The sequence below is a fragment of the Campylobacterota bacterium genome (assembly GCA_040752835.1).
In the GTDB taxonomy this organism is placed as follows: domain Bacteria; phylum Campylobacterota; class Campylobacteria; order Campylobacterales; family Sulfurimonadaceae; genus Sulfuricurvum.
Map to the genome: position 1 here is coordinate 188,637 of JBFMGG010000005.1, position 24,424 is coordinate 213,060.

At 54.0% G+C, this 24,424-nt stretch carries 20 protein-coding genes; 11 read left to right on the plus strand and 9 right to left on the minus strand.

Features of this window, described 5'->3' with window-relative positions:
* Positions 1-76 precede the first annotated feature (76 nt).
* The 5 genes from rpoB to fusA all read left to right on the plus strand — a co-directional run bounded on the left by rpoB (position 77) and on the right by fusA (position 12,015).
* On the plus strand, positions 77-4,222 hold the full coding sequence (gene rpoB / locus AB1763_04240) for a DNA-directed RNA polymerase subunit beta (GenBank protein ID MEW5832024.1): 4,146 nt from the start codon (positions 77-79) through the stop codon (positions 4,220-4,222).
* Positions 4,215-8,723 carry a DNA-directed RNA polymerase subunit beta' gene (gene rpoC / locus AB1763_04245; GenBank protein ID MEW5832025.1) on the plus strand — a complete coding sequence of 1,503 codons (4,509 nt, stop codon included), beginning with the start codon at positions 4,215-4,217 and terminating at the stop codon, positions 8,721-8,723. The genes rpoB and rpoC overlap by 8 nt, the downstream gene beginning before the upstream one ends.
* A 163-nt stretch (positions 8,724-8,886) precedes the next feature.
* On the plus strand, positions 8,887-9,264 hold the full coding sequence (gene rpsL, locus AB1763_04250; protein MEW5832026.1) for a 30S ribosomal protein S12: 378 nt from the start codon (positions 8,887-8,889) through the stop codon (positions 9,262-9,264).
* A 77-nt stretch (positions 9,265-9,341) separates the two neighbouring features.
* The gene (gene rpsG, locus AB1763_04255) at positions 9,342-9,809 is read left to right on the plus strand and encodes a 30S ribosomal protein S7 (protein ID MEW5832027.1); all 468 of its coding nucleotides are present in this window, start codon (positions 9,342-9,344) and stop codon (positions 9,807-9,809) included.
* A 121-nt stretch (positions 9,810-9,930) separates the two neighbouring features.
* Entirely contained in the window at positions 9,931-12,015 is a 2,085-nt protein-coding gene (fusA, locus tag AB1763_04260; GenBank protein MEW5832028.1) for an elongation factor G, read from the plus strand.
* A gap of 47 nt (positions 12,016-12,062) precedes the next feature.
* Here the strand turns inward: fusA and AB1763_04265 are convergent, their stop codons facing one another.
* Positions 12,063-12,671: a fumarylacetoacetate hydrolase family protein gene (locus AB1763_04265; protein ID MEW5832029.1), complete on the minus strand. Its 609-nt coding sequence runs from the start codon at positions 12,669-12,671 to the stop codon at positions 12,063-12,065.
* A 68-nt stretch (positions 12,672-12,739) separates the two neighbouring features.
* Between AB1763_04265 and AB1763_04270 the strand changes: the two genes are divergently transcribed.
* A complete protein-coding gene (locus AB1763_04270) occupies positions 12,740-13,288 on the plus strand; it encodes a cytochrome b/b6 domain-containing protein (GenBank protein ID MEW5832030.1) in 549 nt (182 codons plus the stop codon).
* Here AB1763_04270 and AB1763_04275 read toward each other — a convergent pair.
* Entirely contained in the window at positions 13,285-14,010 is a 726-nt protein-coding gene (locus tag AB1763_04275) for an arginyltransferase (protein MEW5832031.1), read from the minus strand. The genes AB1763_04270 and AB1763_04275 overlap by 4 nt on opposite strands.
* Positions 14,011-14,022: 12 nt before the next feature.
* Positions 14,023-15,129, minus strand: coding sequence for a peptide chain release factor 2 (prfB, locus tag AB1763_04280; protein MEW5832032.1), 1,107 nt, complete (start codon positions 15,127-15,129; stop codon positions 14,023-14,025).
* A 70-nt stretch (positions 15,130-15,199) separates the two neighbouring features.
* On the opposite strand from prfB, the gene panC reads away from it, so the two are divergent.
* Positions 15,200-16,021, plus strand: a complete 822-nt coding sequence (panC, locus tag AB1763_04285) for a pantoate--beta-alanine ligase (GenBank protein MEW5832033.1) — start codon at positions 15,200-15,202, stop codon at positions 16,019-16,021.
* 2 nt (positions 16,022-16,023) lie between these two features.
* Positions 16,024-16,554 (plus strand): hypothetical protein, encoded by a 531-nt coding sequence (locus AB1763_04290; GenBank protein ID MEW5832034.1) that lies wholly within the window; start codon positions 16,024-16,026, stop codon positions 16,552-16,554.
* Here the strand turns inward: AB1763_04290 and AB1763_04295 are convergent.
* Genes AB1763_04295 through flgB form a run of 4 tightly spaced genes read right to left on the minus strand, consistent with a single transcriptional unit; the run spans position 16,551 to position 19,656 of the window.
* Complete coding sequence (locus AB1763_04295; protein MEW5832035.1) at positions 16,551-18,380, minus strand: penicillin-binding protein 2; 1,830 nt, start codon at positions 18,378-18,380, stop codon at positions 16,551-16,553. The genes AB1763_04290 and AB1763_04295 overlap by 4 nt on opposite strands.
* A 13-nt stretch (positions 18,381-18,393) precedes the next feature.
* The gene (gene fliE, locus AB1763_04300) at positions 18,394-18,696 is read right to left on the minus strand and encodes a flagellar hook-basal body complex protein FliE (protein MEW5832036.1); all 303 of its coding nucleotides are present in this window, start codon (positions 18,694-18,696) and stop codon (positions 18,394-18,396) included.
* Between the two features lie 23 nt (positions 18,697-18,719).
* Positions 18,720-19,214 (minus strand): flagellar basal body rod protein FlgC, encoded by a 495-nt coding sequence (gene flgC, locus AB1763_04305; GenBank protein ID MEW5832037.1) that lies wholly within the window; start codon positions 19,212-19,214, stop codon positions 18,720-18,722.
* A 10-nt stretch (positions 19,215-19,224) separates the two neighbouring features.
* The gene (gene flgB, locus AB1763_04310) at positions 19,225-19,656 is read right to left on the minus strand and encodes a flagellar basal body rod protein FlgB (protein ID MEW5832038.1); all 432 of its coding nucleotides are present in this window, start codon (positions 19,654-19,656) and stop codon (positions 19,225-19,227) included.
* Between the two features lie 122 nt (positions 19,657-19,778).
* Between flgB and AB1763_04315 the strand changes: the two genes are divergently transcribed.
* The 3 genes from AB1763_04315 (at position 19,779) to AB1763_04325 (ending at position 22,694) form a co-directional block, all read left to right on the plus strand.
* On the plus strand, positions 19,779-20,957 hold the full coding sequence (locus AB1763_04315) for a putative peptidoglycan glycosyltransferase FtsW (protein ID MEW5832039.1): 1,179 nt from the start codon (positions 19,779-19,781) through the stop codon (positions 20,955-20,957).
* A 101-nt stretch (positions 20,958-21,058) separates the two neighbouring features.
* Positions 21,059-22,084, plus strand: coding sequence for a UDP-N-acetylglucosamine--N-acetylmuramyl-(pentapeptide) pyrophosphoryl-undecaprenol N-acetylglucosamine transferase (locus AB1763_04320; GenBank protein MEW5832040.1), 1,026 nt, complete (start codon positions 21,059-21,061; stop codon positions 22,082-22,084).
* The gene (locus AB1763_04325) at positions 22,074-22,694 is read left to right on the plus strand and encodes a DedA family protein (GenBank protein ID MEW5832041.1); all 621 of its coding nucleotides are present in this window, start codon (positions 22,074-22,076) and stop codon (positions 22,692-22,694) included. Before AB1763_04320 ends, AB1763_04325 begins: the two co-directional genes overlap by 11 nt.
* 85 nt (positions 22,695-22,779) lie before the next feature.
* On the opposite strand, the gene AB1763_04330 is transcribed toward AB1763_04325, so the two are convergent.
* Together AB1763_04330 and AB1763_04335 are read right to left on the minus strand one after the other, a co-directional pair.
* Positions 22,780-24,018: a type II secretion system F family protein gene (locus AB1763_04330; GenBank protein ID MEW5832042.1), complete on the minus strand. Its 1,239-nt coding sequence runs from the start codon at positions 24,016-24,018 to the stop codon at positions 22,780-22,782.
* Positions 24,019-24,168, minus strand: coding sequence for a hypothetical protein (locus AB1763_04335; protein MEW5832043.1), 150 nt, complete (start codon positions 24,166-24,168; stop codon positions 24,019-24,021).
* Positions 24,169-24,424: the final 256 nt, after the last annotated feature.

The following is a 24,424-nucleotide window of genomic DNA, read 5'->3' on the forward strand; positions in this document are numbered from 1 at the left end:
ATAGGCTCAGGGACGCCTGAGCTGTAGACTTTGCACTTATCCCTATGGGATCAAAAACTTCGATTGAGGTAGCCTAATGTTAAACACTCTTCACTCCGGAAACCGCTTACGCGTCGATTTCGCGAAAACTCCCCAGCAAATTGAAGTACCTAATTTGTTACAACTCCAACAAAGTTCTTACGAATCCTTCTTGATGTTGGATCAGAAAGATCGCTCAAAAAGCGGTATTGAACGCGTATTCCAGTCGGTGTTTCCGATCCACGACACGCAGAACCGCCTTTCGCTCGAGTACCTCGGTTCCGAAGTAGGACGCCCGAAATATACCGTACGCGAATGTATGGAACGCGGCCTGACCTATTCGGTATCGCTCCGCATGAAAACGCGGCTGGTGATCTGGGACCGCGACGAAAACACCAAAGAAAAAACCGGTGTCAAAGACATCAAAGAACAGACCATTTTCATCCGTGACATCCCGTTGATGACCGACCGTACGTCGTTTGTCATCAACGGCGTCGAGCGGGTTGTCGTCAACCAGCTCCACCGCTCTCCGGGTGTTATCTTCAAAGAGGAAGAATCGACAACCGCCGGCAGCAAGCTGATCTTCACCGGTCAGATCATTCCCGACCGCGGTTCGTGGCTCTATTTTGAATACGATCCCAAAGATATCCTTTACATGCGCATCAACAAGCGCCGTAAAGTTCCCGTAACGATTATGTTCCGAGCCCTGGGATACAGCAAGCAGGATATTCTCAAAATGTTCTACCCGCTCCAGAAAATCCGCGTGGAAGAGAACAAATATCTGATGGATTTCGACCCGGAACAGTTCGCCGGACGTCTGGGATACGACCTGGTCGATGCCGACGGGAAGTTGCTGGTCGCCGCCGGTAAACGCCTTTCGACCAAAAAAGCCGAAAAACTGATTGCCGAAGGGGTCAAATCGATCCAGTACCCGATCGAAACCCTTATCGAGCGCCACCTTGCAGAGCCGATCATCGACGCGGAAAGCGGTGAAGTGATGTTCGACACCATGACGCAGCTGGACGAAACCAAACTGCGCAAAATGGCCGATGCGGGCGTAAAAGAGTTCATTATCGCCAACGACCTTGCCGAAGGGCACGACAGTGCCGTCATCAATGCGTTTATCGCGGATGCGGACTCCCTGAAGCTGCTCAAACAGACCGAAGAGATTGAGGATGAAAACGATCTCGCGGCAATCCGTATCTACAAAGTGATGCGTCCGGGCGAGCCGGTAACCAAAGAAGCGGCGAAGGTATTCGTCAACCAGCTTTTCTTTGATCCGGAACGTTACGATCTGACGCGCGTAGGTCGTATGAAAATGAACCACAAACTGGGTCTGAACGTTCCCGAATACGTGACCGTCCTGACGCATGAAGACATTATCAATACCGTAAAATACGTCGTTAAAGTCAAAAACGGCCAGGGACACATCGACGACCGTGACCACCTCGGTAACCGCCGTATCCGTTCGATCGGTGAACTGCTCGGTAACGAGCTGCACAACGGTCTGGTCAAGATGCAAAAAGCGATCAAAGACAAGCTCAGCACCATGAGCGGACCGACGACCGAGCTGATGCCGCACGATCTGATCAACTCGAAAATGATCACAAGCACGATCATGGAGTTCTTCAGCGGCGGACAGCTGTCGCAGTTTATGGACCAGACGAACCCGCTCTCGGAAGTGACGCACAAGCGTCGTCTTTCCGCACTTGGTGAGGGCGGTCTGGTTAAAGAGCGTGCCGGATTCGAAGTGCGCGACGTCCACCCGACCCACTACGGCCGTATTTGTCCGATCGAAACGCCTGAGGGTCAGAACATCGGTCTGATCAACACGCTGGCAACCTATTCGAAAGTGAATGAGCACGGGTTTATCGAAGCACCGTACAACGTCGTCAAAGACGGTGTCGTTACGGGTGAAGTGGTCTATCTGACTGCGACTCAGGAAGAGGGCAAAATCATTGCCGCAGCATCGAGCCGCGTTGACGACAAAGGGAACTTCCTGGATGATCTGGTGGAGATCCGTCAAGACGGCGAGATTATGCTCAAATCGCCTAAAGAGTGTGAACTGCGCGATTTGACTCCGCACATGGTCGTCGGTGTCGCCGCGAGCCTTATTCCGTTCCTTGAACACGACGACGCGAACCGTGCGTTGATGGGATCGAACATGCAGCGTCAGGCGGTTCCTCTGCTCCGTCCCGAAGCACCGATGGTCGGAACCGGGGTTGAAAAACTCGTTGCCCGCGATTCGTGGGAGTGTGTCAAAGCCGAACGCAGCGGTGTGGTCGAAAAAGTTGACGCCAAACACATCTATGTGATGGGCGAAGACGAAGACGGAACGTTCATCGATTACTATCCGTTGCAGAAAAATCTCCGTACCAACCAGAATACGACGTTCATGCAGCGCCCGACCGTCAAAGCGGGACAGGTTGTCCGGAAAGGGCAGATTATCGCCGATGGTCCGAACATGGACAAAGGGGAACTGGCACTGGGGATCAACGCGCTCGTCGCGTTCATGCCGTGGAACGGATACAACTTCGAGGATGCGATCGTCATGTCCGAGCGGATGATCCGCGAAGACGCGTTCACTTCGGTTCATATCTACGAAAAAGAGGCCGAAGCGCGTGAACTCAAACACGGGGTCGAAGAGATCACCCGCGATATCCCGAACGTCCGTGACGAAGAACTTGCCCACCTTGATGAGAGCGGTATCGTCAAAATCGGTACCTACGTCAAAGGGGGAATGATCCTCGTCGGTAAAGTATCGCCCAAGGGTGAAGTGAAACCGACTCCCGAAGAGCGCCTCCTGCGTGCCATCTTCGGTGAAAAAGCGGGTCACGTCGTCAACAAATCGCTCTACTGTACGCCGAGTATGGAAGGGGTGGTCGTCGACGTCAAAGTTTTCACCAAAAAAGGATACGACAAAGATCCTCGTACCCTCGAACTCGAAAAACAAGAGCGCGACGAGCTTGAGCGCGAGCATTACGACCGCCTGCTCATGATCGATAAGGAAGAGATGCTCCGTATCGTCTCGTTGTTGACCAAACATCCGCTGATCAGCGATGTCAGCGTCAACGGCGTCGAGTACAAAGCGGGCCAGAACGTCAAAGCCGAAGACCTCAAAGAGGTAAACCGTTTTGCGATGAACAACATCGTCAAAGCGTTCAGCGACGACGTCCAGGAAAAATACAACCAGACGAAGAACCACTTCCAGAAAGAGAAGAAAAAATTCCGCGACGAGCACGAAGAGAAGCTTTCGATCCTGGAAAAAGACGACATCCTCCCCAACGGCGTCGTCAAATACGTCAAGGTGTACATTGCTACCAAGCGTAAACTCAAAGTCGGGGATAAAATGGCGGGTCGCCACGGGAACAAAGGTATCGTCTCCACGATCGTTCCCGAAGTCGATATGCCGTACATGGCCAACGGCCGTGCCGTTGACGTGTGTCTGAACCCGCTGGGGGTACCGTCTCGTATGAACATCGGGCAGATCCTCGAGATGCACCTGGGTATGGTCGGGCGTGAGCTGGGCTATCAAATCCAGGAAGTGTTCGAAGCGAAACAAAAAGATTTCATCGCGCAATTGAGAACCAAGATGGTCTCTTTCGCCGACGTTGCCGGACTGATGGACGCCGCTGCGGCTATCGGCGCGATGGATGACGAAACATTGCTCTCCTATGCGCAGGACTGGTCTAAAGGGGTGAAATTCGCAACGCCTATTTTCGAAGGGGTCACGGCTGAAGAATTCGGCCGCCTGTTCGAACTGGCCAAACTCGACAATGACGGTAAAATGGAGCTTTACGACGGTAAAACCGGTGAGAAGCTCAAAGAGCGCGTCAACGTCGGATACATGTACATGCTCAAACTCCACCACCTCGTAGACGAGAAAGTCCACGCCCGTTCAACCGGGCCGTACTCTCTGGTCACGCAGCAGCCGGTCGGTGGTAAAGCACTCTTCGGCGGACAGCGTTTCGGGGAGATGGAAGTGTGGGCTCTCGAGGCTTACGGCGCTTCCGCCGTCCTCAAAGAGATGCTGACGATCAAATCGGACGACGTCGACGGACGTGTCCGTGCTTACAAAGCGATCACGAAAGGCGAAAGCGTTCCTGCATCGGGTATCCCCGAAACGCTCTTCGTATTGACCAAAGAGCTCCAGTCTCTTGCACTGGATATTGAGATTTTTGACGAGGTAGATGACAATGAGTAAATTAGTACCGGTTACCGTAACGGAAGAGAATCGTCCGACAGACATCAAACAGCTTCAGTTCCGTCTGGCCTCCCCTGAGAAAATTCTCTCATGGAGCCACGGGGAAGTCAAAAAACCCGAAACGATCAACTACCGCACCCTCAAACCTGAGCGCGACGGGTTGTTCTGTGCCAAAATTTTCGGGCCTGTACGCGACTACGAATGTCTGTGCGGCAAATACAAAAAAATGCGCTACAAAGGCGTCGTGTGTGAAAAATGCGGCGTTGAAGTCACGTCGGCGAAAGTCCGCCGTATCCGGATGGGGCATATCGACCTGGTAACCCCGGTCGCCCATATCTGGTACGTCAGCTCGCTTCCAAGCCGTATCGGAACGCTGCTGGGCGTCAAGATGAAAGACCTTGAACGGGTATTGTATTACGAAGCCTACATCGTCAAACAGGGCGGAGAGGCGTGTTACGACGCCGAACAGAGTTCACCGGTCCTGAAATACGACGTATTGAACGAAGAGCAGTACCGTACCCTCGTACAGCGTTACGGAGATGCCGGTTTCGTTGCCGAAATGGGAGGACAGGCGGTTCGTGATCTCCTAGACGAACTTGACCTGGTCGACCTTTTTTCATCATTGAAAGAAGAAGTCGCCGCGACGAATTCCGAAGCGAAGCGTAAAACGATCGTCAAACGCCTCAAAGTCATCGAGTCGTTCCTCAATTCCGGGAACAACCCGGCGTGGATGATGCTGACCGCACTTCCGGTACTTCCTCCGGAACTTCGCCCGCTGGTAAGCCTGGACGGCGGAAAATTCGCCGTATCGGACGTTAACGACCTGTACCGCCGCGTCATCAACCGTAACCAGCGTCTCAAACGCCTCATCGAACTTGAAGCGCCCGAAATTATCGTGCGCAACGAAAAACGGATGCTTCAGGAAGCGGTTGACGCGCTGTTCGACAACGGCCGTCGTGCCAATGCGGTCAAAGGGGCTAACAAACGTCCGCTCAAATCGCTCTCTGAAATCATCAAGGGTAAACAGGGGCGTTTCCGTCAGAACCTTCTGGGTAAACGGGTCGACTTCTCGGGCCGTTCGGTTATCGTCGTCGGTCCGAATCTGCGGATGGATCAGTGCGGTTTGCCCAAACAGATGGCATTGGAGCTTTTCAAGCCGCACCTGATCGCGAAACTCGAAGACAAAGGGTACGCGACGACCGTTAAAGCGGCGAAAAAAATGATCGAAGAGAAAACCAACGAAGTGTGGGAATGTCTGGCCGAGATCGTCGAGGGATACCCCGTCATGCTCAACCGTGCGCCGACGCTTCACAAACTTTCGATCCAGGCGTTCCACCCCAAACTGATCGACGGTAAAGCGATCCAGCTTCACCCGCTCGTCTGTGCGGCGTTCAATGCCGACTTCGACGGTGACCAGATGGCGGTACACGTTCCCCTTTCAGCCGAGGCGATTGCCGAAGCGAAAGTCTTGATGCTCTCGAGCATGAACATTCTTCTTCCGGCTTCGGGGAAAGCGATCGCAACCCCGTCTCAGGATATGGTCTTGGGTCTGTATTACCTTACCCTGGCCAAAAACGAAGCGAAGGGATCGAACAAACTTTTCAGCAATGTTGATGAGATCATGGTCGCACTGGAACACAACGCACTGGATCTGCACGCCAAAGTACGTACCCGCGTCGAGGGCCGGATGATCCATACGACGGCTGGCCGGATGATCCTCAAATCGATCCTCCCCGATTTCGTTCCGGTCGAACTGTGGAACGTCGTCATGAAAAAGAAAAACATCTCCGCGCTCGTCGACTACGTCAACAAGCACGGCGGCGTGGCCGTAACGGCCGGATTCCTGGACGACCTCAAAAATCTCGGTTTCCGTTATGCGACCAAGTCGGGGGTATCGATTTCGATCGCCGACATCATCATCCCCGAAGCAAAAGAGGGGCTGATCAACGCATCGAAAAACCGTGTCAAAGAGATCCAGAAGCAGTTTGAAGCGGGTCTTTTGACGGAGCAGGAACGTTACAACAAAATCATCGACGTCTGGACCGATACGAACAATACGGTTGCCGGCGGCATGATGGAACTGATCCAGAGCGACAAAGAAGGTTTCAACTCGATCTTCATGATGGCCGACTCGGGTGCACGGGGTTCTGCGGCGCAGATCCGTCAGCTCGCCGGTATGCGGGGACTTATGGCGAAACCGGACGGTTCGATCATCGAAACACCGATTATTTCGAACTTTAAAGAGGGTCTGAACGTTCTTGAATACTTCATTTCGACCCACGGTGCCCGTAAAGGTCTCGCGGATACGGCTCTGAAAACGGCGAATGCCGGTTACCTGACCCGTAAACTCGTCGACGTCGCTCAGAACGTTAAAATCGTCGAGCACGACTGCGGTACGCACGAAGGGATTGAGATCACCGATATTTCCGTCGGTAATGAACTGATCGAGCCGCTCGAAGACCGTATCTACGGACGGGTGCTGGCCGAAGACGCGATCGATCCGATCACCAACGAGATCCTTTATTCCGAAGGGACGCTGATCGATGAGATCATGGCATCCAAAATCGTTGAAGCGGGGATCAAGGCGGTCCAGATCCGTACTCCGACAACGTGTAAATCCGAAGGGGGCGTTTGTGCACTGTGTTACGGCCTCAACCTCGGAACCGGCCAAATCGTCAAGAAAGGGGAAGCGGTCGGTATCGTCGCGGCCCAGTCGATCGGGGAACCGGGTACGCAGCTGACCCTTCGTACCTTCCACGTCGGGGGAACCGCATCAAGCACCCGTGAAGAGCGCCAGGTCATCGCATCCAAAGAAGGTTTCATCCGTTATTACAACATGAAAACCTATACCTCCAAAGAGGGTAAAAACATCGTTGCGAACCGCCGTAACGCCGCGATCTTGCTCGTAGAGCCGAAAATCAAGGCTCCGTTTGCGGGAACGGTGGAAATTCAGACGATTCACGACGAGGTTATCGTCAGTGTCAAAGGCGAGAGCCAGACGGTACGCTACACACTCCGTAAAAACGAAGTGGCCAAACCGAACGAACTGGCCGGTGTCAGCGGCAAGATCGAAGGGAAATTCTATCTGCCGTATGAAAACGGCGCCAGCGTCAAAGAGCACGAATCGATCGTCGAAACGATCAAAGACGGCTGGAACGTTCCCAACCGTATCCCGTACGCTTCGGAAATCCAGGTCAAAGACGGTGCCCCGGTAACGCAGAAAATCTATGCCAAAGAGAAAGGGACGGTTAAATACTACCTCCTCAAAGGCGATTACCTCGAGCGTCACCACGAGATCGCCAAAGGGTACAGCGTTGAAGAAAAAGGGCTCTTCGCCGTCGTCGCCGATGCGGACGACCGCGAAGCGATCCGTCACTACATTGCCCGCGGATCGATCATCGAGATCAACGACAACGAAAGCGTCAAAGCCGACACCCTGTTGGCGAAACCGCTCAAAGAAGAGTCGATCGTGATCGCCGAATGGGATCCGTATTCGAACCCGATCATCTCCGAAACCGACGGTGTCGTGACGTTCGAAGACATTATCCCGGGCGTCACCGCATCCGAGCAGTTCGACGAACTGACGGGTAAAACGCGTCTGATGATCAACGAATACGTTGCTCCGGAGTTTAAACCGGCGATCGTTCTCGCTTCGGCGGACGGTTCAATCATCCGTTATGCGGTTGAGCCGAAAACGGCAATCTTCGCGCAGGACCGTGCTGAAGTGAAAGTGGCCGACATTCTGGCCCGTACGCCGAAAGCGCTTCAGAAATCGCGCGACATTACCGGGGGTCTTCCACGGGTTTCCGAGCTTTTCGAAGCGCGTAAACCCAAAGAGGTCGCCCTCATCGCCGAGCTCGACGGTGTGGTCAGCTTCGGCAAGCCGCTCCGTGGTAAAGAGCGTATCATGATCACGTCTGAAAACGGTATGATCAAAGAGTACCTTGTCGATAAAAACCTGAGTATCCTTGTTCATCCGGGCGAGTTCGTTCACGCCGGCGAGCGTCTGACCGACGGTATCGTCAGCTCGCACGAGATCCTGAGAATCCTCGGGGTTAAAGCGCTGTACAACTACCTGGTAAGCGAAGTTCAGCAGGTTTACCGCCGCCAGGGGGTTAACATCGCCGACAAGCACATCGAGGTGATCTTCACCCAGATGCTCCGCCAGGTGAAAATTCTCCGCTCGGGCGACACGAAGTTCATCGAAGGCGACGTCGTCAGCAAAGCGCAGTTCAAAGTCGAGAACGAAAAAATCCTCCGCCTCGGCGGGGAACCGGCAATTGCCGAGCCGTACCTCGTGGGTATCACCCGCGCGGCGGTCAGCGCCGACTCGATCATCTCGGCCGCGTCGTTCCAGGACACGACCAAAGTTCTTACCGAAGCGGCGGTCGCGGCAAAAATCGACGACCTGACCGATCTCAAAGAGAACGTTATCATCGGCCGCACCATCCCGGTCGGTACCGGTATCTACAAAGACCAAAAAATCCAGTTTGGCGAATAATTTCGGCGGCATCGGCCGCTGAACCCTCCTTTTTCCTTCTACTTACAAGTTCCTTAAAATAAGCTCCATTTAATTGAAAATCCGGTACAATTGCGCGTTTATTAGTCCCCTCGTTTGAGTGGATTGAATATTCTACTGGAACAAATTCAATAAAGGAGATTGTGTGCCAACAATCAACCAACTTATTCGTAAAGAGCGTCAGAAGGTGGTTTACAAATCCAAATCACCTGCTTTGGTGTCATGCCCGCAGCGCCGCGGAGTATGTACTCGTGTTTACACCACAACCCCGAAAAAACCGAACTCGGCTCTTCGTAAAGTCGCTAAAGTTCGTTTGACTTCAGGGTTCGAGGTCATCAGTTATATCGGTGGGGAAGGCCACAACCTGCAGGAGCACTCGATCGTTCTCGTTCGCGGCGGCCGGGTAAAAGACCTTCCGGGGGTTAAATACCACATCGTTCGTGGTGCACTCGATACTGCGGGTGTTAAAGATCGTAAAGTTTCTCGTTCTAAATACGGAACGAAAAAACCTAAGGCTAAGTAATTAGTCACTAAACCGACAAAATCCGGTTGATGATGACCGTATTTTGAGTAAATGAAAACCATTGAAGGAAAAGTAAAATGAGAAGAAGAAAAGCGCCCGTTCGCGAAATTATGCCCGACCCGATCCACGGTTCAAAAGTATTGACAAAGTTCATCAACAAACTCATGTGGGACGGTAAAAAAAGCGTCGCCGAGAAAATCATGTACGGTGCTTTGGATATCATCAGTTCACGTGGTGAAAAAAGCGGTATCGACGTATTCAACGCCGCAATCGATAACATCAAACCCGTTATCGAAGTAAAAAGCCGCCGTGTGGGTGGAGCGACCTACCAAGTTCCAGTAGAAGTACGCCCTGTCCGCCAGCTTTCTTTGGCGATCCGTTGGTTGACGGATGCAGCGCGCAAACGCAACGAGCGTACAATGGCCGAGCGTTTGGCTAATGAATTGATGGATGCTGCCAGCGATAAAGGTACAGCGTTCAAGAAAAAAGAAGATACGTACAAAATGGCAGAAGCGAACAAAGCGTTCGCTCACTACCGCTGGTAAGATTTTTCTTAAACTGACGTCGGCCTCTCCGGGAGACGTCGTTCGTCAAGCACTGAAAGGGGATCTTTCTTCTTTCCGCGCTTGTCTTTAATATTTAACCAAACACACTAAGGCTGTTATCATGGCAAGATCCCATAAACTTGAAGACGTAAGAAACATCGGTATCGCCGCTCACATCGACGCGGGTAAAACGACTACTACCGAGCGTATTTTGTTCTACACCGGTATTTCACACAAAATCGGTGAGGTTCACGAAGGTGCCGCCACCATGGACTGGATGGAGCAGGAGCAGGAGCGCGGTATTACGATTACATCGGCTGCGACCACTTGTGAATGGCGCAAAAAACAGATCAACATCATCGACACTCCGGGCCACGTTGACTTCACCATCGAAGTTGAGCGTTCTATGCGTGTTCTTGACGGTGCCGTTGCGGTATTCTGTGCGGTCGGCGGCGTTCAGCCCCAGTCAGAAACAGTATGGCGTCAGGCAAACCGTTACGGTGTTCCCCGTATCGTATATGTCAATAAAATGGACCGTATCGGTGCCGATTTCTACAACGTAGAGAGCCAGATCACCGAGCGTCTTAAAGCGCGTCCGGTTCCCATTCAAATCCCTATCGGTCAGGAAGATGCTTTCAAAGGGGTTGTTGACCTCGTTAAAATGAAAGCTATCCTCTGGGACGACGATGCGGCGATGGGTTCAAACTACCGAGAGGAAGAGATTCCTGCCGATTTGTTGGAGAAAGCCGAAGAGTATCGTGCAAAAATGATCGAAGCGGCGGCCGAGGGTGACGAATCTTTGATGGAGAAATACTTCGAAGAGGGCGAACTGACGACCGAAGAGATCATGCGCGGTATCAAAGCGGGATGTCACAAAATGGAGATCATCCCGATGGTGTGCGGTACGTCGTTCAAAAACAAAGGGGTTCAGACGCTTCTGGATGCCGTTGTCGATTACCTCCCATCACCTCTGGAAGTTGCACAGATCCGCGGTACGAAAGAAGACGACGAGGAAGCCGAAGTTATCGTTAACTCGACTGACGATGAGCCGTTTGCCGGACTGGCGTTCAAAATTATGACCGACCCGTTCGTCGGACAGCTCACCTTCGTACGTATGTACCGCGGTATCCTCGAATCGGGGTCGTACGCGATCAATACCACCAAAGGTAAAAAAGAGCGTATCGGACGTATCGTTAAAATGCACGCGAACAAACGTGAAGAGATCAAAGCGCTCTACGCTGGTGAAATCGGTGCGGTTGTCGGTCTTAAAGACACCACGACGGGTGATACCCTGTGTGACGAGAAAGATCGCGTTATCCTCGAGCGTATGCACTTCCCTGAGCCGGTTATCTCCGTTGCGGTAGAGCCGAAAACGAAAGCCGACCAGGAAAAAATGGGTATCGCTCTGGGTAAACTGGCTGCGGAAGACCCTTCTTTCCGTGTTCACACGGACGAAGAGACAGGTCAGACGATCATCAGCGGTATGGGTGAACTTCACCTCGAGATCCTTGTTGACCGTATGTTCCGTGAGTTCAAAGTCGAAGCGGAAGTGGGTGCTCCTCAGGTAGCGTACCGCGAAGCGATCCGCAACGAAGTCAACCAGGAATACAAATACGCGAAACAATCAGGCGGACGCGGTCAGTTCGGTCACGTTTACCTTCGCGTCAAACCGGGTACTCCGGGAACCGGTTTCGTATTCCACAACGAAATCAAAGGTGGGGTTATTCCGAAAGAGTATATCCCTGCGGTTGAAAAAGGGTGTGCGGAAGCGATGCAAAAAGGTGTCCTCGCCGGTTATCCGATCGAAGATATCGAAGTGGCCGTTTACGACGGTTCGTACCACGAGGTCGACTCATCCGAAATGGCGTTCAAACTTGCCGCTTCTATGGGTTTCAAAGAGGCTGCGCGTAAAGCCAACCCTTGTATCCTTGAGCCGATGATGAAAGTCGAAGTTGAAGTTCCAGAGAACTTCATGGGTGACGTTATCGGTGACCTTAACCGCCGCCGCGGCCAGGTTAACAACATGGGTGACCGTTCCGGTAACAAAATCGTTAACGCGTTCGTTCCGCTCTCAGAAATGTTCGGTTACTCTACCGACCTTCGTTCGGCAACTCAGGGTCGCGCAAGCTACTCTATGGAATTCGATCACTACGAAGAAGTTCCACGCAACGTTGCGGACGAAATCATCAAAAAACGTAACAGCTAAGGCCGTTACGCCCCTTTTTGCGCCCCCGGGCGCATTTCTTTCCTCTTTTATTCAACTCTCCAGGAACTTTCCATCAGCAACAGATCGCCGCTGTAAATACGTCCGACAAATTCATCTCCGAGATTGTACGATGCTACCCCTTTGGGCGTGCCGCTCATGATGATATCACCGTCTTCGAAACTCATGAAACTTTTGATCTCCTCGATCATATCAAGCGGTTTGTAGATCATCAACTCATAGGTCGCTTCCTGCGCTAAGGCGCCGTTGATGTGGAGCGTCATGCGAAGGGATTCGAGCGGCCCGCTGAAAGGGACGAACTCTCCCAGTACCGCCGAACCGTCGAACCCTTTGGCCCGTTCCCACGGCAAACCCTTGGTTTTTAGGTGGTTTTGTATCTGTGCTTTGGTGAGGTCAAGGCCGAAACCGACTCCCGCGATCGCCCCGCCCATCATCAGAAAGCAGATCTCCCCTTCGAAGCGAGTATCGTCGGAGATGAAGCGGAGCGTACCCGTGACGGCGGAGTTGGGCTTGTTGAAAACGACCATCGACGAGGGGATCTCGTTCCCCAGCTCATGGATGTGCTCGACGTAGTTGCGGCCGATGCAGACCACTTTGGACGGGGTGCATAGCCGCTCGGCAAAACGGACGGTATTCATGTTGATCTCGCATTAATAGTCTATTGAATTCTTCGTGGTATGATAGCGTATCTATTGAAGGAGTTTTCATGCGTCAATTTTCCCCTTTATACCGGATCTGGCACTGGCTGCAGGCGGTTGCCGTGTTCGGGCTGTTTATCACGGTTGTATTGCGGATGAGCGTCATGCACAAGGAACAGATCGGAGGGATCGTTCAGGCCAAACTGGCCGAAATCGGGACGATAATCACGGACGAGCAGGCGGTGATGATCGGCAAGGCGGTGCGCGCGCCGATGTGGGACTGGCATATTTATCTGGGGATTGCGGTAGCGGTGTTGCTGGTAGTGCGGATCGCGATGGTACTGAAAAACGGATTCGGATTCGACGACAACCCCGCCATGCAAAAAGTCTACACGCTGTACAAACTTTTTTACGGGGTTTTGGCGGCGATGTCGCTCAGCGGGCTGGTATTGTACTGGAAGCTGGCCGGGGAGGGCAAAGAGATCGTCGAGAGCGTCCATATGTATCTGGGCTGGAGTGTGTTCGCGTTTATGGCAATCCATATCGCGGGAGTCGTCCTTGCGGAAAAAAGTGATCAGGGCGGCCTGGTTTCACGGATGATCAGCGGGCGGGATTAAGGGGCACTCCGCCAAAGGGGCGTTTCATCCTCTTCGGGGCGCCCCTGGAGCTGTAATGCGGGCTTGTACGAGCCTTTGTACGAGAGGCTCCGGCATTGTTCGACGTAATACCCAAGGTAGATCCATTTCAGCCCAAGACGCTGCGCGAGGCGGATTTGCTCGAGCAGTGTGTAGCGTCCCAGCGAAAATGAGGGGTAATCGGGATCGTAGTAGCAATACAGGGCGCTGATCCCCTCGTCGAGAATATCGACCAGGTCGACGGCAATGAGGCGTTCGTCGTCGAAATAGAGGATTTCGAATCCGAAATCGCCGTGCCCCTGCACGAATGAGGCGTAATAGTTTTTGGGATCGACTTTGGGTTCGTCCCAGGAGCGGGTATGGTGTTTGTAGCGGTGATAGCGTTCGAAAAGCTCCAGGTGGTCGCGCGTGAGGGTCGGGGGACGGATCAGGGTGTTCCATGAGCCGTTTTTCCGGAGGATGCGGCGTTCGGACTTGCTGAACGTGTAGTTTTGTACATCGATCTTGAGGCTTTCGCACGCGCGGCACTCCTGGCAGATGGGGCGAAAATACATCGACCCGAAACGCCGCCAGCCTCTGAGAATCAGCGCTTCACACTGTTCGCGGCTGCACTCCTGGATGATTTTGTAATGGATGCTCTGGGAGTTGCCGCTGATGTAGGCACAGGGCTCATGAAGGGCACACTCTTTGAGAATCTGGTTCATGGGCGAGGAGGATTACTCTTCCTCTTTCCGGCTGAGCGAGATGAGAACCCCTTCGAGCATTTCGTCGAGGTCGCCGTCGAGGATCGCGTTGATATTGCTGTACGCTTCGCCCGAACGGCTGTCTTTGATCTGCTGGTAGGGGGCCATGACGTAGGAACGGATCTGGTGGCCCCAGCCGATCTCGCTTTTTTCGACGCCGTCGATCGCGGCGCGCTGTTTTTCGAGTTCGAGTTCATAGAGGCGGGATTTGAGCATTTTGAAGGCGGTCGCCTTGTTTTTGTGCTGGCTTCGGTCGTTCTGGCACTGTACCACGATTCCCGTCGGGATGTGGGTGATACGGATCGCCGATTCGGTTTTGTTGACGTGCTGGCCGCCCGCCCCCGATGCGCGGTAGGTATCGAGGCGGATATCCTTGTCCTCGATCTCGATTTCGATGTCGTCGTCGATTTCGGGAGAAACGGTGACCGAGGTAAATGACGTGTGCCGTTTGGCTGCCGAGTCGAACGGGCTGATCCGCACGAGGCGGTGAATGCCGTTTTCGACTTTGAGATAGCCGTAGACGTTGACCCCTTTGATCAGCAATGATGCATCCTTGATCCCCGCCTCTTCACCGGGCTGGTAGTCGAGCATTTCAACGCTGAAGTCGTGGCGTTCGGCCCAGCGGGTGTACATTCGCAGCAGGATCGATGCCCAGTCCTGGGACTCGGTTCCCCCCGCACCCGGATGGATGGTGAGGATCGCGTTGTGGCTGTCGTGCTCGCCGCTTAGCAACACCTCGATCTCCATCGATTTGACCTGGTTCTCCAGTCCGGGGGCATCGGCGAAAAGGCTTTCGATTGTTTCGTCGTCTCCCTCTTCCTTGGCCATGTCGTAGAGGTCTTTGGCATCGCCGAGGGCATTGAAGGTCTTGGCGTATTTTGCCAGGCGCCGTTCGGCCTGGGTTTTCTCTTTCTGAACCGCTCCGGCGGCTGCCGCGTCGTTCCAGAACTCAGGGGAGTTTTCGAGCTCCGCGATCTCTTTGAGGCGCGCTTCGATGAGGTCTGGACGGACGACGTCGGTGACGTTTTGCATTTTCGTCGTCAGCGTTTTGAGAAGTTCGGTATATTCGTAGTGGTCCATAAGTGGGAATACCTTGTGATATATTATAATTGCGATTATAGTACACCTCCCCTGCATAAAGGCTAAAAGCATGATTATCGCCAGATCGGCGCAAGAACTGCGCAACGCTCTTGATTCCAAAACGGGATCGGTCGGTTTCGTCCCGACGATGGGGGCGCTCCACATCGGCCATCGCACCCTCATCGACGCGGCGCGGCGTGAGAACGATACCGTCGTCGTCTCGATCTTCGTCAATCCGACCCAGTTTCTGCCGGGGGAAGACCTCTCCAAATATCCCCGCCGCGAAGAGGCCGATTTCAAAATCTGCGAGCTCAGCGGGGTGGACGTGTTGTTCTACCCCGACGTGAGTACGATGTACGGCCGTGATGAAGTGCGGATCACCGCTCCCGACGTGCGCGGCTACATTCTCGAAGGGGCATCCCGCCCGGGGCATTTCGACGGGGTCCTTACCGTCGTTATGAAGCTTTTCAATCTCGTTCGCCCCACCCGCGCCTATTTCGGGAAAAAAGATGCGCAGCAGCTCTCCCTGATCACCCAGATGGTGGGGAACTTTTTTATGGATCTTACGATCGTCCCGATGGATACGGTCCGTGAAAACGACGGGCTGGCCCTCTCAAGCCGCAATGTTTACCTGAATCCTTCCGAGCGGACCGAGGCGCTGAAACTCTCCGCGTCGCTCAAACGGGCGACGAAACTGGTAATGCAGGGGACGCTCGAATCCGATGCGATCAAGGCGCAGATGCTGGAGATCCTCGAACCGTTGGAGGTCGAGTACGTCGCAATCGTCAACCGTGCCTTCGAGTCGATCGGACGGGTCGAAATCGGCAATACGATCGTCCTCGTCGCCGCACGCGTCGGATCGACGCGCCTGATCGACAACGTATGGATGTGAGGATGAGAAAGTTTGCCGCCGCCGCACTGACGGTTTTGTTGCTGGGGGGATGTGCCCCGAAGCTGGGGAAAGATATTTTCGTCGAGCCCGAAGGGAACGTGCGATGGGAAAATTCCGGTTCGGAAGTGGTGCTGGGTGTCCTTTCGCTTCTGGGGGCACCGCTGCAGAGCGCTCCGATCCGGATCGGAAGCGACCTGAAGGTCAACAACCAGTGGCACAGTGATTTCAAAGTGGTGTCGCTCACCTACGCCCTCGTCGACGACAAAGAACGCTTCGCCCAGGGGCAGGCCAAAATCGATACGCTCGGATCAATGCTGATCCCCAGCGGGGAGAGTAAAATCATCCCGCTCGAACTCGAAGTCGATCCGCGGGGATTGAAGAGCGATCGGATTATCGGTATCGTCAAAGCCAAACGCAAAGTGATGCTCAAAGGGGAGCTTATCATCGAAGTGTGGGGAATCCGCAAACACTACCCCTTTGAGAAAGAAGCGACCGCGCTGATCCAAAAGGCGCTGAAAAGCGCGATGCGTTAACGGACTGCCGCGGCGCTCTCTTCGGCCGTGGTGGGGGCAGCCGCGGCGGCGGCGGCTTCGGCGGCGGCGACCGCTGCGGGATCGGGAACGAGCATTTTTTCTTCGACCATCACGTCCACAATCGCTTTGAAAACCGGGACGGCGGTGATGGAGGCGAAATAGACGGTACGCGGTTCGATGACGGTGATCCCGATCGTGTATTGACGCTTTTTGTCGTTCGCGAAGCCGACGAACGACGTATGGTAGCTGTTGACGTATTTCCCTTTTTTGGCGATGTGCGCCGTCCCCGTTTTTCCGCCGATCTCAAGCCCGGGCGTTTTGGCCCCGATCCCCGTTCCGACGTTGACTGTTTTGATAAGGATCTGTTTCATCCGCTCGGCCGTGGCGGGGGCGATCACCTGCGTAGGGGACTGAATCTGCATCGGGATGGCGCGGCCGTTGTCGTCGTAGAGCGCTTCGACGACCATCGGGTTGATCAGTTTGCCTCCGTTGTTGAAAACGTTGTAGGCTTTGAGAATCTGCATCGCATTGGCCCGCATCCCGTACCCGTACGAGGTGATCGCCTTGTAGAGATAGTTGTTGAGCTGCGTGGACGAGGGGATGCTTCCGCGCTTTTCGTAAGGGAGGTCGACCCCGCTGAAGCGGGTAAACCCGAATTTCTGGAGCCCTTCGGTGTATTCGACGCCGCCCAGTTTCTGCGCGAGCTGGGCGATACCGATGTTGGAAGAGTGGACCAGGACGTCTTCGGCGCTGATCATGTCGAATTTGTGCTCGTCGACGATCACCTTGCGTCCGAATTTCCATTTCCCGCCGTGGCCGTTGACCATGTCGTAGGGGTTGATGAGGTTACGGTCGAGCAGCAGGGCGAAGATGATCGGCTTGATGACCGAGCCGGGTTCATAGCTGTATTCGATCGCATTGGTGTTGAGCGAAGGGTAGTCTTCGTGGCGGATGCGGCTGGGGTCGAAACGGTTGGAACTGGCCAGCGCGATGATTTTGCCCGTTTTGGCCTCCATGACGGTGGCGATGATTTCGTCGGCCTGCAGCTGCTCTTTGATCTGGTCGGTGATCGTTTCCACCCGCGCCTGGAATGCGATGGGAATGTTGAGTTTGACGGTAAGGCCGTTGATCTGGCGTTTGACGTCGCTTTGGCGGTTGAGGATGAGGTAGCCGTTGACGTCGCGTAGTGCTTTTTGGGTTTTGTTCTGCTGGGGGTTGAGCTCTTCGTCGAAGAACTTTTCAAGTCCCTTGATCCCGTAAACGCGGGTGTAACCCTCTTCCTCGATTTTGCGCGGATAGCCCAGCAGCGGTGTCAGAAGACGCCCATAGGGGTAACGGCGCGCTTCGCCGCTTTCGAGGATATTGAGTCCCTGGAGGATCCGGTCTCCGCCGGGGGTCTCGTATTCGATAAAGACTCCGAGCCTCCGCAGCTCGAATGCAAGGGTTTTGAGGTACATCGCTTCTTTGGGGCTGATATGGTAGCTCAGCGTCACCGAGCCTTTGCGGGTATGGAGACGCTGACGGATTTCATCGGGATCGGTACCGCTGTAGATGCTGAAAAGCTGGATAAACAGCTCCTCTTTATCGGGATCGATGTTGCGGGTATTGACGACGGCCTTGTAGAGCTTTTGGGTCGTGGCGATATAGTATCCGTCGGCGCTGACGATCGAACCGCGCTGGGCTTTGGCGGTGTCTTCGGAATAGATGGAGGGGATGTCGCGCTCATGCAAGGCGGTGTAGAGCATCACCGCCAGAAAAATCACAAATCCGGATAAGAGGACGAGAAAAAGGGCAAGTATTTTTTTGGATTTGTTGGAATGGCGCATAAAAGAGGCTAAATCAAATCTGGGTTCGGGTGATTTCTTTATAGGCGCTCAGGGCTTTGTTCCGCACTTCGAGCATCAGTTTCATGCTGATTTCGGCTTTGTCGATCGCGATCGCCGCCTGGTGAAGGTCTTTGACGGCGCCGGTCGCGATGTCGCTCATCGCCTTTTCCCCTTCAACCTGCATCTGGTTGACGTTGCCCAGCGCGTTTTTAAGCTCCTGGGCGAAGTCGGTCTGGCTTGTTTCGGTCGCATTGCCGCTTTTTTTGGCCAGCAGATCGGCTGTGGAGAGAGATTTGATCGATTGGATATCAGCCATCGTGGTCTTCCTTTCTTAATCTTTTATGATTGCATCATGGAAACAGCGCTTGAAGCCATGTTTTTGGCACTTTCAAACGCGGCGACGTTCGCCTGGTACGAGCGGGTTGCTTCGACTAAATCGGCCATTTCCACAACGGGATTAATGTTTGGGTAGGCAACGTAGCCGTTCGCGTCCGCATCGGGATGTGACGGATCGTATTTCATTTTCGGCGCGGTGTCGTCCCGGGCGATCTTATCGACGATAACGCTCATGATCGCCGGGTTTGGCTTGATCCCAGCGAGCCCTTCTTGGAGGGGGTCGCTGTAAGAGAGGGCCGATGTGTTGCGTTCGAGCGCCTGGTTGTAGACCTGGTTGAAATCGATCGCTTTGAAAACGACTTCCTGCCGGCGGTAAGGCCCCCCCTCGTCGGTCCGGGTAGTCTGGGCGTTGGCGATGTTGGAGCTGATTGCGTTGACGCGGACGCGCTGCGCCGAGAGTCCGTATCCGCTGATGTCGAAGCTGTTCAGAAAAGCCATAACCTAATCCTTACGATGTTTTGGATGAAGCGTCGATAACGCTTTTGTAGATGCCGGTCCCTTTTTTCTTGGCCGCGATGATGGCGTTGTACATCATCGAGTTTTTGGCCATTTCGGTCGTTTCGACATCGAGATCGACGCTGTTCCCGTCGTTGCGCGCCATGTGGCCGTCGCGGAAAAAAACCGTCGGTTTGGGATCGGAAATCCCGTTTGTACCGCTCAGATGGGCGCCGTTCGTCCGCGCCATCGGCAGAACCTGGTTTTTGGGTCCGAAGATGGCGGCACTTTTTTGGGCGAGCGTCTCTTCGAACCGAATGTCTCTGGGACGGTAAAAAGGGGTGTCGGCGTTGGCGATGTTGCCCGCGATCATATCCTGTCGTGCGGCGCGGTAATCAAGCGCTGCATTCATCAGTTCATGTGCTTTTGAAATCATCAAACCCATTGCCGGCTCCTTATGTCAAAGTGTAAAGCAAAAAATATTCCAAAAATTGGGTGTCTCTTTTTATCGAACTCTTTTACAAAGAGCGATATACTGTCGCTAAATTATACAGTATCAAGTGAACAATGGCGGATAAAAAATTATTTATTTTGACGACGGCGCTCATTACGGTAGGGATCATCTGCTCGTATACCCTCTCGGCGTACACGGTTATTTTGTTCGAATACAACGATTTCCATTTCGTGATCCGTGAACTGGGGGTGGGAATCGTCTCGATCCTGCTGATGTGGACCCTCTCCCGCCTCGATCCTGATATTTGGCTCCACCGTCTGGGGCTGACCCTCTTTTTCGGGGGGATGCTGCTGATGGCGGTGATGCCGTTTCTGCCCGCGTCGCTGGTGAGCGAAGTGGGTGGGGCGAAGCGGTGGATCAAGCTCCCGGGCTTTTCGCTCGCCCCGGTGGAGTTTTTCAAAATCGGGTTCGTCTATTTTCTGGCCTGGAGTTTTTCGCGTAAGCTGGGGCATCACGCGGGGATCGGGGTGTGGGAGGAGTTCAAACGCTTTGCCCCCTACGCGGCCGTATTCGTCCTCGTGATGTTTCTGATCGCCATCATGCAAAACGATCTGGGGCAGGTTGTGGTACTGGCGCTGACACTTGCGTTTATGCTCTTTTTTGCGGGGAGCAGTTTCCGTTTTTTTATGACCCTCATCGGCGGCGCCGTCGCCTTTTTCCTCTTTTTCATCCTTACCGCCGAACACCGGATCAACCGTATCCTCTCGTGGTGGGAAGGGGCGCAGAGTACGATCCTGGCGTTTTTTCCCGAATCGATAGCCAAACACCTTCGGATCGAAAACGCCGAAGAACCCTACCAGATCGGCCACTCGCTCAACGCGATCCACAACGGCGGGATTTTCGGAACGGGGCTTGGGGAAGGGACCTTCAAACTCGGATTTTTGAGTGAAGTGCATACCGACTTCGTTTTGGCGGGTATCGCCGAAGAGTTCGGATTCGTGGGGGTGCTCGGGGTGACGATGCTCTTTATCATGATTTTGCACCGCCTCTTTAAAATCGCCAACCGTTCCCACAACGATACCGCCTACCTCTTCAGCCTCGGGGTGGGACTTCTGATCACCTTCGCGTTCATGATCAATGCCTACGGCATCAGCGGCCTTACCCCGATCAAAGGGATCTCGGTGCCGTTTTTGAGCTACGGGGGATCGGCGATGCTCGCTTCGTCGATCGGGATTGGAATGGTGCTGATGCTCTCCAAAAAAATCGTTTATAAACCTGGAGACAGAAAATGATCAAAGCACGCTTGCGTGCATGGGCCCGCTGCCGAAGCGAACACAGCGTTAGCGTAGACATCGGGATCGATTCCGATGTCGTGTAACAGGAGAATGGAAAAATGAATATTATTTTTACCGGCGGCGGGACGGGAGGGCACCTCGTCATCGCATTGTCGCTGGCCGAAGCGGCCAAATCCAGGGGGCACCGCGTCATGTTCATCGGTTCGACGTCGGGACAGGACCGTCAGTGGTTCAGCGAAAGCACGCTGTTTGAAGAGGCCCATTTTCTTGAAACGACGGGAGTCGTAAACAAAAAAGGGCTCGGAAAACTGGGGGCACTGTGGAAGGTTTTCAAGGCGCTTCTGGCATCGCGCCGGCTGATCCGTTCTTTCGGTGCGGATGCGGTGGTGAGCGTCGGGGGGTTTTCGGCGGCTCCGGCCGCATTGGCGAGCGTGATGACGAAAACACCCCTCTATATCCATGAGCAAAACGCCGTAACTGGTAAGCTCAACACGATTCTTCGCCCCTATGCGAAACGGTTTTTCAGCTCGTACGAAGAGGGGGAAAATCATTGCGATTATCCGGTCAACCCCGTCTATTTCGAAAACGCGCGGGTGCGCGACCGGGTCAAAACGATCATTTTCCTGGGGGGATCGCAAGGGGCCAAGTTCATCAACGATCTCGCCCTTGAAATCGCTCCGTGGCTCTCAAGCGGGGGGATCGCCATTATCCACCAGTGCGGCGCCAAGGAAGAAGAGAGGGTTCGCGCCGCCTACCGCGAAATGGGGATCGACGCCGAAGTCTACGGGTTTACGACCAAGATCGCCGAACTGATCGCACGGAGCGATTTCGCGGTGAGCCGTTCGGGGGCCAGTACTTTGTGGGAGCTTTGCGCGGCGCGGGTTCCGACGTTTTTCATCCCATTCCCGTTCGCGGCGGCGGATCATCAGTTTCATAATGCGCAGTATATTCTCAAATACGATTGCGGCTGGTGCGAGCGACAGGGGGAGGAACTCTCCCTGAAGCTTCAAGAAGCGATACTGAGCGATATCCGCCCCAAAAGCGAACGGCTGGGGAACCTGATCGCCCCATCCGGAGCGGTGCATATCATCGAAGCGATCGAAAAGGGGAACAATGCTGGCTGAAATGACGCAATGGCTGGTCGATACGGTGGCGGGGATGGGATACGTAGGAATCGTCGCCCTGATGGCGGTAGAGAGTTCGTTTATCCCTTTTCCCAGTGAAGTGGTGATGATCCCCGCGGGATACCTTGCCTCACAGGGGAAAATGGACCTGTGGCTGGTCATTCTGTCGGGGCTGGCGGGATCGATGATCGGCGCTTACGTCAACTATTTCGGGGCTCTGTGGGTCGGGCGCCCTTTCCTCGAGCGGCACGGGCGTTATTTCTTTATCTCCCTCGCCACCCTGGCGAAAATGGACCGTTTTTTCGAGCGGCACGGGGTCATTTCGACGTTCATCGGGCGGCTGATTCCCGGCGTGAGACAACTTATCTCGGTTCCGGCCGGACTGGCGCGGATGAATCTGCCGCTTTTTAGCGCGTACACGGCGCTGGGTGCGGGGATATGGGGAACGATTCTCGCGGTTTTAGGATACATGATCGGCGGTAACGAGGCCTTGATCGAGTTGTATCTGCGCGAAATTACGCTGGCTCTCGTCGTCGGTGCCGCTTCGGTCGTGGCCGGATACCTGTGGTTTATGAAAAAAGAGGTCGAGGAAGACGTTAAAGCCGGGTGATCTTGTGGATGATCCAAAACGCCGCGGCCAGAACGAAGGCGCTTGAAAAAGCGATGACGAGGGTGCCGCTTTCGATTTCCATCGGTCAGCCCGCCAGCTCTACCATCGACCACATCGGCAAGAAGATCCCCAGCGCCAGGATGAGGACGAATCCGGCGATCGCGGTGATGAGGACGGGCTCGATCATCGCCGTGATGTTGTCGACGATATAGGTATAACGGCTCGCGTAGACCTGGGTGATCTTGCGCAGCATTTTTCCCAAAGAGCCGCTGCTTTCCCCCGTGCGGACCATCTGCACGATCATCCCCTCAAACTGTCCCGTTTCACCGAACCCCTGCGCCAGCGACCTTCCGTCTTCGATTGCCCCGGCGATTTTCTGGAGTTCCTGGCGCAGGTAGGTGTTGTCCACCGAACTCGCGGCGATTTCGAGTGAACGTTTCATTGGGATCCCCGCATCGCTCAGCGCGTCGAAAAGATAGATGAAACGGCCGATCATCGCGTAATAGGTCACTTTACCCACGATGTAGACTTTAAGCCAGTAGCGGTCGGTTTTGAGGCGCAGGGCGGGTAGGGTTTTGTAGGCGTGGTTGAACCCTGCGGCCAGTAATAGTGCGGCACCGAGGATGTAGGGGCCATAAAGCCGGATCGCGTGTTCGGTCCACAGCAGCACTTTGGTCGGGAACGGGAGTTCCAGCCCCGATTGGGTGAAAAAAGCCTGAAACTGCGGAACGACGAACGTGATCACGACGACGAAGGCAATCCCCATCGCGGTGATGATAAAGAGGGGATAACGGGTCGCTTTTTTGAGCATCCGGCGGTTGTCGTGCATCTGCTGGAAAATGGCCGCAAGTTTTGCGACGGCGATGTTGAGGGTCCCCGTCTGCTCGCCGAGCTCGAACATCGAGAGGGTCAGGGTCCCCAGCTGGTTTTGGAATTTGGAGAGGGCGTAGCTGAGGCTCTGGCCGCTTTCGATGTTGGAGAGTACTTCGGCGAAAATGGCCCGTATCATCGGTTCGTCGGTGTTTTTGACGCTGTCGGCGAGGCAGGTGTTGATCGGAATCCCCGCATCGAGCATGATGGCGAGCTGGTCGAGGAAGGCGATGTAGGGTTCGTCTTTGACCCTTCTCTCTTTGATCGGGTTGGCGAAACGCTCCCTGTAACGTCGAAACCGCAGGTTCAGGGGTTCGGAGACTTCGTACACTTTTTGGGGGACGCCGAGGTTTTTGTCCCGGAACTGTTTGAGCGCTTCGAGTTTGTTGGCCGCTTCGAGGACCATGGAAGATTTGCGTTTTCCGATCTTGTAGTGAATCTGAAAAAACTTCACCTATTTTTCCTTGGTGATCCGGAGCACTTCTTCGAGCGAGGTGATCCCCTGGAGCACTTTGTTGAGGCCGTCGGCGATCATCGGTTCAAACCCCGTGTGTTCCTGTGCGTAGCGCGAAATTTCGTATTTGGATGCCCCCTCGGCGATCATTTTCGAGATCTCTTCGTCGACGGTCAGGATTTCGGAGATCAGTATCCGTCCGCAAAAGCCGGTATCGGAGCATTTCGGGCACCCTTTTCCTTCATGGAACGTCGCGTTTTCAGGGATGAGGTGTTCGATTTTTTGGGTCTCCTAAATAAGTGGTAGATATTGATTAAGTTTAATATGCACTATCTTTATTATATGGTTGATATTTTTATATAAAAAGAGTATAATTTAATAATTCACAATAAGGACATAACATGAG